Source organism: Vibrio sp. YQ_11, from assembly GCF_043103065.1.
In the GTDB taxonomy this organism is placed as follows: Bacteria; Pseudomonadota; Gammaproteobacteria; order Enterobacterales; family Vibrionaceae; genus Vibrio; species Vibrio parahaemolyticus.
Window position 1 is genome coordinate 74,965 of the sequence record NZ_JBICJM010000010.1, and the last position, 12,678, is coordinate 87,642.

Annotated in this window: 13 protein-coding genes; 4 read left to right on the plus strand and 9 right to left on the minus strand. The window is 44.0% G+C overall.

Going from position 1 to position 12,678, the window contains the following annotated elements; all coding sequences use genetic code 11:
- The first annotated feature begins 264 nt into the window (after positions 1 to 264).
- Positions 265 to 1,707 (plus strand): pyruvate kinase, encoded by a 1,443-nt coding sequence (pyk, locus tag ACF8EG_RS07500; protein WP_015297028.1) that lies wholly within the window; start codon positions 265 to 267, stop codon positions 1,705 to 1,707.
- A 68-nt stretch (positions 1,708 to 1,775) separates the two neighbouring features.
- On the opposite strand, the gene ACF8EG_RS07505 is transcribed toward pyk, so the two are convergent.
- Both ACF8EG_RS07505 and ACF8EG_RS07510 read right to left on the minus strand, forming a co-directional pair.
- Positions 1,776 to 2,927: a patatin family protein gene (locus tag ACF8EG_RS07505; RefSeq protein ID WP_005453952.1), complete on the minus strand. Its 1,152-nt coding sequence runs from the start codon at positions 2,925 to 2,927 to the stop codon at positions 1,776 to 1,778.
- Positions 2,928 to 2,957: 30 nt separating this feature from the next.
- Complete coding sequence (locus ACF8EG_RS07510) at positions 2,958 to 3,050, minus strand: YnhF family membrane protein (RefSeq protein WP_005494575.1); 93 nt, start codon at positions 3,048 to 3,050, stop codon at positions 2,958 to 2,960.
- 127 nt (positions 3,051 to 3,177) lie between these two features.
- Between ACF8EG_RS07510 and ACF8EG_RS07515 the strand changes: the two genes are divergently transcribed.
- The 3 genes from ACF8EG_RS07515 (at position 3,178) to ACF8EG_RS07525 (ending at position 5,804) form a co-directional block, all read left to right on the plus strand.
- Positions 3,178 to 3,768 (plus strand): outer membrane beta-barrel protein, encoded by a 591-nt coding sequence (locus ACF8EG_RS07515; RefSeq protein ID WP_005494573.1) that lies wholly within the window; start codon positions 3,178 to 3,180, stop codon positions 3,766 to 3,768.
- A 477-nt stretch (positions 3,769 to 4,245) separates the two neighbouring features.
- Positions 4,246 to 5,712, plus strand: a complete 1,467-nt coding sequence (locus tag ACF8EG_RS07520) for a sodium-dependent transporter (RefSeq protein WP_005453956.1) — start codon at positions 4,246 to 4,248, stop codon at positions 5,710 to 5,712.
- Positions 5,709 to 5,804, plus strand: a complete 96-nt coding sequence (locus ACF8EG_RS07525; protein ID WP_005494570.1) for a MetS family NSS transporter small subunit — start codon at positions 5,709 to 5,711, stop codon at positions 5,802 to 5,804. The genes ACF8EG_RS07520 and ACF8EG_RS07525 overlap by 4 nt, the downstream gene beginning before the upstream one ends.
- A gap of 66 nt (positions 5,805 to 5,870) precedes the next feature.
- Here the strand turns inward: ACF8EG_RS07525 and ACF8EG_RS07530 are convergent, their stop codons facing one another.
- From ACF8EG_RS07530 to pabC, 7 genes are all read right to left on the minus strand, one after another.
- The gene (locus tag ACF8EG_RS07530; protein WP_031781943.1) at positions 5,871 to 6,272 is read right to left on the minus strand and encodes a hypothetical protein; all 402 of its coding nucleotides are present in this window, start codon (positions 6,270 to 6,272) and stop codon (positions 5,871 to 5,873) included.
- 283 nt (positions 6,273 to 6,555) lie between these two features.
- The gene (gene ptsG / locus ACF8EG_RS07535) at positions 6,556 to 7,986 is read right to left on the minus strand and encodes a PTS glucose transporter subunit IIBC (protein WP_005453963.1); all 1,431 of its coding nucleotides are present in this window, start codon (positions 7,984 to 7,986) and stop codon (positions 6,556 to 6,558) included.
- Positions 7,987 to 8,431: 445 nt separating this feature from the next.
- On the minus strand, positions 8,432 to 9,199 hold the full coding sequence (locus tag ACF8EG_RS07540; protein ID WP_069504677.1) for a TatD family hydrolase: 768 nt from the start codon (positions 9,197 to 9,199) through the stop codon (positions 8,432 to 8,434).
- The gene (locus tag ACF8EG_RS07545) at positions 9,190 to 10,152 is read right to left on the minus strand and encodes a DNA polymerase III subunit delta' (RefSeq protein ID WP_069504680.1); all 963 of its coding nucleotides are present in this window, start codon (positions 10,150 to 10,152) and stop codon (positions 9,190 to 9,192) included. The genes ACF8EG_RS07540 and ACF8EG_RS07545 overlap by 10 nt, the downstream gene beginning before the upstream one ends.
- A 24-nt stretch (positions 10,153 to 10,176) precedes the next feature.
- The gene (gene tmk / locus ACF8EG_RS07550; RefSeq protein WP_020841031.1) at positions 10,177 to 10,809 is read right to left on the minus strand and encodes a dTMP kinase; all 633 of its coding nucleotides are present in this window, start codon (positions 10,807 to 10,809) and stop codon (positions 10,177 to 10,179) included.
- Positions 10,806 to 11,822 (minus strand): endolytic transglycosylase MltG, encoded by a 1,017-nt coding sequence (gene mltG / locus ACF8EG_RS07555; RefSeq protein WP_031853727.1) that lies wholly within the window; start codon positions 11,820 to 11,822, stop codon positions 10,806 to 10,808. The genes tmk and mltG overlap by 4 nt, the downstream gene beginning before the upstream one ends.
- Positions 11,819 to 12,637: an aminodeoxychorismate lyase gene (pabC, locus tag ACF8EG_RS07560; RefSeq protein WP_069504682.1), complete on the minus strand. Its 819-nt coding sequence runs from the start codon at positions 12,635 to 12,637 to the stop codon at positions 11,819 to 11,821. The genes mltG and pabC overlap by 4 nt, the downstream gene beginning before the upstream one ends.
- Between the last annotated feature and the right edge of the window lie 41 nt (positions 12,638 to 12,678).

Consider the following 12,678-nt stretch of genomic DNA (forward strand, 5'->3'; position numbering starts at 1 on the left):
AAATAACTTATTTTATTCTTCAAATTAGGAGAGCAACATAAGCGACCACAGAGCATCCCTACAAAGAGGTTTTCGCTAACTCGTTAGTCCTCTATGTATTATCCGTCTGTTTTAGCGAGTGCCACTCTTCATGCAAACAATCTGTGCATATACTTATACCTAACTGGCATCGAGCTTAGAAAATACTGACCTCGACAGTGGTTAGATTAAGTAAGAATAAAATTTGAGTTACTTTGTCCTACACCTGCATTCTTCGGAGAATCTATGACTTCCAAATTAAGAAGAACGAAAATTGTCACCACTCTTGGCCCTTCAACTGATAAAGACAATGTGCTGGAGGAGATCATTAAAGCTGGTGCGAACGTCGTTCGTATGAACTTTTCTCACGGTACAAGTGAAGACCACATTCAACGCGCTAAAAAAGTACGCGCGATTGCCGCAAGATTAGGGCGTCAGGTTGCCATTCTTGGCGATTTACAGGGACCTAAAATTCGTGTTTCGACCTTTAAAGACGGTAAAATCACACTCAAAGTCGGCGATAAATTCACACTAGATAGCGACTTACCAAAAGGCGAAGGGAACCAAGAATCCGTTGGTTTGGATTACAAAGAACTGCCTCAAGATGTTTCACCGAACGACATTCTACTGCTTGATGATGGCAGAGTTCAATTGCAAGTCACCAGCGTAGAAGGAAATAAAGTCCATACCCGTGTGACCGTTGGTGGTCCATTATCCAACAACAAGGGCATCAACAAAAAAGGCGGTGGCTTATCAGCCGATGCGCTCACGGAGAAAGACAAATCTGACATCATCACAGCCGCAGAAATTAAGGTCGACTATTTGGCCATTTCTTTCCCACGCAATGGCGAGGACATGCACTATGCCAGACGCTTGGCCAGGGATGCCGGCTTAGAAGCAAAACTCGTCGCAAAAGTAGAACGTGCAGAAACCGTCGCCACGAGCGAGTCGATTGACGATATCATCCTAGCTTCTGACGTCGTGATGGTCGCTCGCGGCGATTTAGGGGTTGAGATTGGCGATCCTGAACTGATCGGTGTTCAGAAAAAACTCATTCGTCGAGCTCGCAGTTTGAACCGCGTCGTCATTACTGCAACTCAAATGATGGAATCGATGATCAATAGCCCAATGCCAACGCGTGCAGAAGTCATGGACGTAGCAAACGCCGTTTTGGATGGCACCGATGCCGTGATGCTGTCTGGAGAGACCGCTGCCGGTCAATATCCGGTAGAGACCGTGAAATCAATGGCGGATGTCTGTATTGGCGCAGAAAAGATGTCTGAAGCAAGTCTATCGACCTACCGTCTCGACCGCACCTTTGAAACAGCAGAAGAGACCATTGCAATGGCAACCATGTACTCAGCGAACCACATGGAAGGCATCAAAGCGATGATTGCATTAACAGAGTCAGGAAGAACTGCTTTGATGATGTCACGCCTAAGCTCTGGTTTGCCGATTTTTGCTTTATCGCGTAACGAATCGACGCTCAACCGCGCAGCGTTATATCGTGGCGTGACGCCAGTGTACTTTGATGCGAAATGCGATGCAGGCTTACCAACCGCTCAAGCCGCAATTTCTAGCCTCAAAGAGCAAGGTTACTTACATGAAGGTGACTTAGTGATCATCACTCAAGGTGACGTGATGGACGTCGTTGGTTCAACCAACTGCATGCGTATTCTGCCAGTCTAACGTAATAGAAATGCTAAGGGCTCCAGTGGAGCCCTTTTTTGTTTATCGCTTAGGTGACTTACGCTAGCTCAAGCGCTTTCTCGACCTTCAAGATCCATATTCAGTTGATCGTACAACTGAACCAGATTAAACCCGGCTTGCAAGCCCAATTGATAATCATGCTCTAACGCTTCTGGTTCACTCAGGAGTGAAGAAGATTTCAAGCCCTCTTTGGGCGCAATTTGCAAAATAAACGTGTCGTCCGGTGGGTTTGATAAAAACGCCTGCGTTAGCTCAAAGGTCTGATAGTGAATCATCAGCATATCGGCCAAGCCAGAATCAAAATTCTCACCAATCAAATGGCTTAATCGATACAAATTATCAGCCCCAAATAACCAACGACCACCGTTGAGAAGCATTTTCCCAGTTAACTTAGACTGGTGCGCAGTATTAATTTTTTGTTGGAAGAAAGACGTCCAGTCAGACTTCCACTGGCTGACTTTTTGTTGCCAAGATTGCTGCACCGAGTTTATGGATTCGCGATACCATTCTACTGGCACGTCTCCGATTTCACTTTGCGCCCTCGCCTCTATCTCAGAGAAGGGTTCTGTGCGAATCACAATAATGTTGCGCGCATTTTGTCGCCACGCTTCTTGAACCGGAATCGAGGCGGAAACACCACCATCCACAAACTTTTGCCCATTTACATCGACAGGGCCATGGTACAACTTAGGAATCGCACAAGTGGCTAGCATGGTGTGGAACCAATCGTCCCCAAGAATCGGCAAATACTGATCGGATAAATTTTCCACGTTCGTAACGGCTGCAAACGCTCCTCTTCCAGCCAAGGTCTTACGCCCTAAATCGAGATCAAGTTTGTAAGGAAAATCTTGGATTCTTTCTAGCGCCCACTCAAGACTCAAGTATTGTTGCTTACGAATGTAGCGGAAAAGATTAAAAAACTCAGGAGAAGTAGTCAGTTCGGTAATGAACGCTTTACCCATGCCATGTTGACGACATAAATACGAGCAAAGGTTTAGAGCACCGGCAGAAGTGCCGTAAAACTCATCGAAAGGATCGAAATTAGAAAGGAGTAGTGCATCCAACACTCCAGCGGTAAAAATCCCTCGCTGCCCTCCTCCTTGTGTGACTAGAGCAGTTTTGCCATGTCTAAAGTGCTCATAAACTTCTATATCGAGCTCTGTATGGCTTTCGGTGATTATACCGCTGTTACGTATCATCGGCTCACGCCAGTTTTCTGATGCTTATTGTTAGGCCGTCGTAATCGCAATAATTCCGAACGACAAAAGCACTGCGAAAACACTGACGACAATGATTAGTGCGGATTTTAGATCGTGTTCCATAAACGCCTCCTTGAGCTGTAACAAATTAATAACACCAGTGTGAAACATGTTCAAGATTTGGTTAATTTAGTCGCGCGATTTTGACTAAGCCATCACAATTAGCTTAGTCATAATAAGGAGATAGGACATGAAGAATAAACTCAGTTGGCTAGTTGGGGGCATGTTAATGAGCTGCGCATTGAGCGCACAAGCAAATGTTATCGTAACCCCATTTATTGGCTTTACTGGCGGCGGGCAAGTCGAAGATGAAAACAAAAACACCTATGACATAGACCCTGCCCTCAGTTACGCCTTATCAATAGAAACACCTTTTGAAATGGGAAAAATCGGCCTTTTCTATTCTGCACAACCGACAGAGCTCAAAGAGTTGTCGAACTCCGCCGATATCCATTATTTACAATTCCAAAGCAGTATTTACTATCCCCTCGCTGAAGGTTGGCAAAGCTATGTAGGGTTGGGGGTTGGCGGGTCTTACACCGACGTCGACTGGGCTGATAAAAAATACGGTTTTTCTGCCAGTGCTTTTGCTGGGTTAGAGTACGCATTTTCAAAAAACTTTGCTCTAACGGCACAAGTACGCTGGTTAGGTACGGTCGTAGATAATGACACATCTGGTGCATGCACTTTGCCATCTGATGGTTCAAGCTGCATCATCAAATTCGATACTGATTGGATGAACCAATTTCAGTCAAACGTAGGCTTTAGTTTTCGCTTTTAACTGAGGTAAATTAACCGGAACATTATCTATAGGGTGTGCAAAAGATAGTCGTACGCCCTAAATGATAAAAATAGTCCATAAGACCTTTCAAATGGCAATATAGCAGTCATTTATTTCACTAAACCGCCTAACCAACCTTTCAGATCACCTATTTTCTCACTATTTAACAACATTAAAACCACACAAAACACTACCGTTAACATTTAGAATCTATTGCGCTCTGTATTATTAGAAGTTAGTCTGAATAACGAAAACAGATAAATATTTCAGTTTTATCAAACACACATCAACATAATAAGAGTTAATCTCTAACTTCTCTTATGTTAGGCAAAACATAACTCTGCAAATTAATAACAAGTTAGAATTTAGGATCATAAAACTGACGGATAACAGTTGTCCTTTCTTTTAACAATTTAGCAGGGATTGCTGATCAACTGAGAGAGCTTCATTCCTTAGGGAGTCGTATAGGAGTCAGATATGAAGCGAGAACAATGGGGATCCCGTGCAGGATTCATCTTAGCAGCAGTCGGGTCAGCCATCGGATTGGGTAACATTTGGCGTTTCCCATACATGGCTTACGAAAACGGTGGCGGCGCATTTTTTATTCCTTACCTTTTTGCCATGATCACTGCCGGTATCCCATTCATGATCCTTGAGTTCAGTATGGGACAAAAATACCGTGGTTCAGCACCGAAAACACTAGCAAAAATCCATTCGAAGTTTGAATGGCTTGGCTGGTTCCAAGTTGGCGTTGCTGCTGTTATTGCCGTTTACTATGTTGCGGTAATTGGTTGGTCTATCTCTTACTTTGGTATGTCGTTTACTCAAAGTTGGGGAACCGACACTAACGCGTTTTTCTTTAGCGAATACCTAAAGTTAGGTGATAACTCACCAACAAACTTAGGCGGTATTCAATGGAAAATTGCTATAGCGATGACCATTGCTTGGGCTGTTACTTACATTGCCATTGCAAGTGGCGTTAAGTCCGGCATCGAACGCGCATCAAAAATCATGATGCCAATCCTATTCTTGATGGTTCTATTTCTGATCGGTCGCATGGTATTCCTACCCGGTGCACTCGATGGTGTGAACTATATGTTCGAACCCGATTTCAGCAAGATTTGGGACGTAAAAGTATGGGCTGCCGCGTATGGTCAAATCTTCTTTACCCTAAGTATCGGCTTTGCAATCATGTTGGCCTACTCAAGCTACTTGCCTGAGAAGTCTGACATCACAAACAACGCCTTTATGACCGTACTGATCAACTGTGGTTTCTCTATCCTTGCAGGTATCATGATCTTCTCTGTATTGGGTTACATGGCTCAAGAGCAAGGTAAACCACTAACAGAAGTTGTCTCTGCTGGCGTAGGCCTTGCCTTTGTGACGTTACCTGCGGCAATTAACCTATTGCCAGCGCCTTACATTCTTGGCCCGCTGTTCTTCTTTGCGCTTGTTGTGGCCGGTCTAAGTTCACACATCTCGATTATGGAAGCAGTGACGTCAGCCATTATTGATAAGTTAAAGTGGAGCCGTAAGAAAGCAGCAAATGTGGTAATCGGTACTGGCTTTGTTGTGTCGATGGCATTTGCGACCAACGGTGGCCTACTGCTACTAGACTTAGTCGATCACTTTGCAAACAACGTTGGTATTATGGTTGGTGGCTTGATTGAAATCGTATTGATGGCTTGGTTGCTAAATCGTGTACCAGAAGTACGCGGCTACGTGAATGAGCGTTCTGACTTCTCTATCGGTCAATGGTTTGAGATTTGTTTACGCTTTGTCACACCAATCATGTTAGCAATCATCTTGGCAACTAAGCTTTATGCTCTATTTACAGAAGGCTATGGTGGCTACGATCTAACTCTAGGTTGGGCAATCATTGCCGCACTCTTTATCTTTGGCTTACTTATCAACGCAGCAAACCGCAAGGAGGCAGTAAAATGACCGTTAGCGCAATCATTATGATGGTTCTTGGTTTGGGCATCACTTGGGGCGGTGCAGCTATCTGCATTAAACGTGCGATGAACAAACAGTAAGATTGAAATTCCGTCTTAATCAGACACAAAATGCCGGCATCTATGCCGGCATTTTTTATTTGAGAGCTAGAAGCTGTATTTCACACCAACTGCCCCACCCAACTGTAAGTCAGGGCCTTTATAGAAATCGAGCTCAGGATGGATCTGCGCATAAACGTCCCACCCTTTCGATAGGTCCCAGTTCACGCCAAGTGGAACACGAATACCAAATTCGTCATCCCACTCATACCAGCCACCAACCCCGACATACCAAGTGATTGGCATATTCTGGTCAAACGCACCACGCTTCGCGATATAGTCGAACGCCATGCCATCGTTGCCAATGATACCTCGATACTTGTTATCAACTTCCACAACCACGCTCAATTGCTGGTCTACTGCCATACCGACAGACAGATTAGCAGGCTCGTTAGCCGCCATTGCCGAGCTAGAAATAAGACCCACAGCTAAGATAATTTTATTCTTCATACACGTTATCAATTCTTAAAAAACATCGTGCATAATTCAAACATGTTCAATATTTGTTATGTCATCAGTGAGTAAACGGTTTGTACGAAAAAGCCGACAAAAGTAAAGATGAGTTTGAGATCACAAGGTTCAATAAGGTGAGCCTAGGTCGTACTTATGAAACCAATAGGCAAAAAATATAGGCAAGAAAGTCAGGCAGGCAATAGATAATAAGTTATTCAGCGATATCCAAAACACAAAAAAGGAGGCCTTAGCCTCCTTTCAAAACAATGAATGTTGGGGATTAACCGTGGTTACGAATCCACTCATCCATTTCAGTTTTTAGGTTGTCAGACTTAGTACCGAAGATAGCCTGAACACCACCTGCAACAACTACAACACCAGCAGCGCCAAGTTGTTTTAGTTTGTCTTGGTCAACCGCAGCAGTATCTGCAACAGCAACACGTAGACGAGTGATACATGCGTCTAGACCAGTGATGTTTGCTTTGCCGCCGAATGCTGCAACTAGCTCACCTGCCATGTCTGAACTAGAAGTCGCCGCAGCTTCTTCAGTTTCATCTTCACGACCAGGAGTTTTTAGGTCAAGAGCTGTGATTACTGCACGGAACACTACGTAGTAGATTACTGCGTAAACTAGACCAACAGCGATCATCAGACCCATCTTCTGAGCGTTACCAGATAGAACTAGGAAGTCGATCAGACCGTGAGAGAAAGATGTACCGTGTACAAAGCCTAGAGTGTTAGCAACGATGTATGCAGAACCAGCTAGTAGAGCGTGGATACCGTATAGAACAGGAGCAACGAATAGGAATGAGAATTCGATTGGCTCAGTAATACCTGTTAGGAATGAAGTCAGAGCAGCTGACGCCATGATACCCATTACTTTCGCGCGGTTTTCAGGTTTAGCACAGTGAGCAATCGCGATTGCTGCAGCTGGTAGACCGAACATCTTGAACATGTAACCACCCGCTAGCTGACCGAAGCCATTACCAGCAGCACGAGATGCTTCATCAGCAACTAGGTAACAAGTTAGAACGCCGTGTTGAGTTTCGCCTGCTGCGTTAACACAAGTACCAGCTTCGAAGAAGAAAGGTACGTTCCAAACGTGGTGTAGACCGAATGGGATTAGTGAACGCTCAACAACACCGTAGATACCGAATGCTAGTTGTGGGTTTTGGTGCGCAGCCCAGTCAGAGAATGCAGAGATTGCACCGCCGATTGGTGGCCAAATTACAGAAAGAATTACACCAAGGATGATCGCTGCAAAACCAGTGATGATTGGCACTGCACGCTTACCAGCAAAGAAGCCAAGGTATTCTGGAAGTTGAATTTTGAAGAAACGGTTGAATGCCCAAGCAGCAACACCACCGACAAGGATACCACCTAGTACACCTGTATCGATTTTTTCAACGCCCATTACGCCAGCCATAACACCTAGTGTTGCAGTCATGATGCCGTAACCAACAATTGCAGCTAGACCAGCTACACCATCGTTGTTTGTGAAGCCTAGTGCAACACCTACAGCGAATAGAAGTGCCATTTGGCCGAATACTGAACCACCAGCTTGTTCCATAAGGTTAGAAACGATCTCTGGAATAAAGCTTAGGTGGGCAGCACCAACACCTAGTAAAATACCTGCAACTGGTAAAACTGATACTGGAAGCATCAGCGCCTTACCAACTTTTTGCAGGTTAGCAAAAAGGTTCTTAAACATGTTTATGCTCCTGATAAATTTATAAGTATTATTTGGGCACTAACGGCACACCCCCGTAGCCTAAAGGTTAGCACCCAATGAAAATGTAACCACAACTGCATTATATTTTCCGGCTCTAAATATATATTGATGACCCTCAAACTTTCCACACAGTTACGAAATTTAGTTTCAAAACAAGTCTTAGATCACACCCAAAAACGGTCAATGAAAAGGTTTGCATTTAACCTATATTACTGTTTTATAAAGGTTTTATTATTTATATTATTAATTTTAAGGCGTAAATAAAATACAGAACAATGTTATTTTTAGTAACAAAATTACATTTGTAAAATTTGAATGTTATTGAATCAACATTTTTCGTAAACATTAAAATGAAGAGTACATCTGACGTATTTGTAAACAAAAAAAGGAGCTTTCGCTCCTTTTTAATACCGGATGTCATTTTTTATCGCAAAAAAAGATTTCGGAAGTTTTCGGTGGTTTTATGCGCAACTTCAGACAGTGCACATGACTTAAGTTGCGCAATATACGCGGCAACCTCGACAACATAAGCAGGTTGGTTCTCTTTTCCTCGATGAGGAATTGGAGCCAAGTATGGTGAGTCGGTCTCAATCAGCAGTTGCTCTAATGGCAACGCTTTCACCACTTCTTTCAACTCGGTTGCTTGACGAAAAGTTACAATACCTGAAATCGAGATATAAAAACCCAAATCCATAGCAGCTTCGGCAAAGGGAAGATCTTCAGTAAAACAATGAATGACACCACCACATTTCTCCGCGCCACCATTACGTAAAATGTCCAATGTATCTTCACGCGCATTGCGGGTGTGAATAATAAGCGGCTTGTTCAGTTCAACCGCCAACTCAACCTGCTGTTCAAAACGCTCTTTTTGAAGTGCCGCTGTTTCTGGTTTGTAATGGTAGTCCAATCCAGTTTCGCCAATAGCAACGACTCTTTCGTGGCTAGCATGGCGACGCAACGTCTCCATGGAAAACGCACTCTCAACATCCAATGGGTGAACACCACAAGAAGCGTACACATTCTCGTAAGGTTCGATCATCTCCAACATATTAGGAAATGAGTCTAACGTAACACCTACAGATAGCAGCTCTTTTACGTTAGCTTGCTTTGCTTTGTTAATAACGTCTTTAATATTGATATGAAGATCATCGTAATTCAATTTGTCTAAATGACAGTGCGAATCTACGAACATAATGCCTCTCGTGATTCAATTAACCAGTTCATTGATAGTAGCTCAAGGTTCAAACCCGGAAAGGTTTGCATTTGCGCTTTGAGCTCCATGAGTTTCTTTGTTGATGCATACAACCCATCGTAATGATGGTGCTGAAATTTTGCAGCACCAGGCAGTATGCCTTCGTCTACGACACCAAACTGCGCCTTCTGAGCATCCGTCAATAACAACCATGCCCAATCCAGCGCTTGGTCTGGATTTTTTGCCATTAACGATGCACATTTGGATACATCAGACGTCGGAGATAACAGTGTTTCAACCAAACAACGTTCGAAAGCCGAATACTCCTCTAGCTCACCATTTTTCAACGATTCAAGCGTTTTTAATGGAGAACCCATATTCAGTTTCAACGCGAAAGCCGGTACTTGAGACAAGCCTTGCTCCCCTATCCACTGCATAGCTTGATCGGTTGAAGGCGGCGTCACAACCCAATGCTGGCATCGGCTACGAATCGTCGGTAGCAATCTTTCTTGATTATGAGTGACCAGCAAAAACAAACATTTTTCGCCCGGTTCTTCCAGCGTTTTTAATAGCGCATTAGAAGCGGATTCATTCATCGCATCGGCTGGCTCAATCACAAACAAACGGTAACCATTCAGCTGAGAAGATTCATGAGCTAGACGATTGCAAGCGCGAATTTGGTCAACCGTAATCGCCTTGCCTTCTTTCTCTGGCTTAATCCAGTGCAAATCTGGATGGCTTTGAGATTTCGTCAGTTGACAGCTATGGCAAAAACCGCAAGCTTCACTGCTGTAGTTTTGACAAAGAAGTGCATGACTAAAAAACTCAACAAGCTTTTCTACTGCCAAGCCTTTATCACTTTGCAGCAATAAAGCTCCAGAAATTCGATCTGAATCCAACCCAGATTTGAGGTTCTCCCATGCTGGCTTTAGCCAAGGAAAATCATTAAACATGCGTAACCTATATTCGCTTTTTACTTACTGGCGAGACAACCATTCGTTCAAGGCGTCTTGAATATCACGAGACACTTCTTCAATCGATTGTTCTGCATTGATCACAACAATTGACGGATCAGCATTGGCGATTTCCAAATAACGCTCACGAGTGCGCTCGAAGAAGCTGATATCCATCTTTTCAATACGGTCTAGCTCGCCACGACCACGAGCGCGCTCAAGACCGATACAAGGGTCGATATCCATATAAAGTGTAAATGCGGGCTTAAAGTCACCCAACGTAGTGTCACGTAGGTTTTTCATGAGTGACGCATCAATTTGACGGCCACCACCTTGGTAAGCTTGTGATGACAAGTCATGGCGATCGCCAACAACCCATTGTCCGTTTGCAAGCGCTGGCTTAATCACATTCTCAACCAGTTGAACACGCGCGGCGTACAACAGAAGCAACTCTGTCATGTCTTTCAACTCTTCGCCTTCATGCTCTTCCTTGACTAAAGCGCGCATTTTCTCGGCAAGAGGTGTCCCACCAGGTTCACGCGTGTTAACGATGTTTTCGATTCCCGCTTGTTTGAGCGTGTCTAAAACCGTTTTAATCGCAGTGCTTTTCCCTGCGCCTTCAAGGCCCTCTACGACAATAAAGTTTGCTTTCATCATTTGTTCTTTCTTAGTTCTCTTAAATAGGCTCGAACAGCACGATTGTGCTCAGCAAGTGATTTCGAGAAAACGTGTCCGCCCGTCCCACTTGCTACAAAATATAAGTAATCACTGCTTTCTGGGTTTAGTGCAGCTTCAATAGAGGCTTCTCCGGCCATTGCAATAGGTGTCGGCGGCAAACCATTAATAACGTAGGTATTGTATGGTGTTGGGGTGCGTAGGTCTTTCTTACGGATGTTACCATCGTAAGCATCCCCCATCCCGTAGATAACGGTCGGATCCGTTTGAAGTCGCATACGTTTATTCAAACGGTTAACAAACACAGAAGCAACACGTTCGCGTTCTGAATCAATCGCCGTTTCTTTTTCGATAATAGAGGCAAGGATCAGCGCTTCATACTTGTCTTTGAGAGGCAGCTTCTCCTGACGAGCGTCCCAGTTCGCATCCAGTATTTTATTTAATTTGGAATGTGCACGCTTTAGCAACTGACTTTCGCTCGCACCAGCGGTGTAGTGGTACGTTTCAGCCAAAAACAAGCCTTCAAGCTTATCACGTTCAATACCAAGCTTCTGTGCCATCTCTTTTTCTGACAACCCTGAAAGGTCGTGTTGAACATAAGGTGCGCTTTGAAGTAGCTCTAACCACTCAGAAAAACGACTACCTTCAACAAACGTGATGGCAAATTGATGTTCTTTGCCTGTATTGAGTAGCTCTAACGCCTCGTAAAGCGATACATTTGGCTCAAGTTGGTAAGTGCCTGCTCGCACTTGAAGAAGCTCTGGGTAAAGATGGGGCATTAAGCGAGTGTAATCAGACGCTTTTATGATGTTCTCTTTCACCAAATCGCGCATTACACGATGAAAGCTTGTGCCGTTTTCGACAGTGAACAGTTGAGGTTGCTCAATTAAAATTGGCGAGTTAACGTATTGCTTTGTTTGTGAAACAACGTAAAAAAACCCTGCTGCGCTTATCACAGCGATCAGCACAACAAAAGCCAACAGTTTTTTAATCACGTATTTAAATTCCCTTGCAGTCGTTGAGTCAGTTTTCCTATCGGAAAGACAGTTTTGTGGTTATTAGAGGCTGTAATGCTCGTGACAGGAGCAACACCTAGTAGTGAGTTGCACATCCATACTTCATCCGCAGAAAGCAGTTCCATCAGAGAAAAGTCCCCTACTTCAACTTCGGTATTATTGGCCTCGAAAAACTCAAGCACCTTACGACGCATCACGCCTGCGACGCCAGACGAATTTAAGCTAGGCGTATAAACCTTGTTATCTTTAACCCAAAAAAGGTTTGCCATTGTAGTTTCAATGACATGATTTTGCACATTTAACGTCACTGCATCGGCAAAGTTAGAGTGCTCAATTTCAGCTTTCGCAAGCACTTGTTCTAAGCGATTGTTGTGTTTATGCCCTGCGAGCAAAGGCTGAATTCCGAGACGGGTTTCGCATACCCCCAGATTCACCCCATTTTGTTGCCAGTCGACATAATGGACAGGAAATGCAAAGTTCGAGATGGTCACCATTGGGCCCTCAATGCCCTTAGTGCCATACCCTCTTCCACCGATTCCGCGGCTAATGTGAATTTTGATTCCAGCGTGTTCATCTTTCAGGGTAGCCAAGTGAGCCCACTCGGAAACTATACTCCAGTCAGGTAAAGGAATATGAAGTGTTTTGAGACATGCTTCCAAACGTTCAACATGCGCTTGCCAATACTCTAGCTCGCCGTTTTTAGTCTGGATAGTAGTAAAGCAACCGTCTCCATATTGAAAAGAGCGATCACCTAATGAAACCTGTGTTTGTGGAACTCCATTTACCCAAAACATTAGAACACCCTTAGGTTACAGACGACAAATAAAAGAAAACG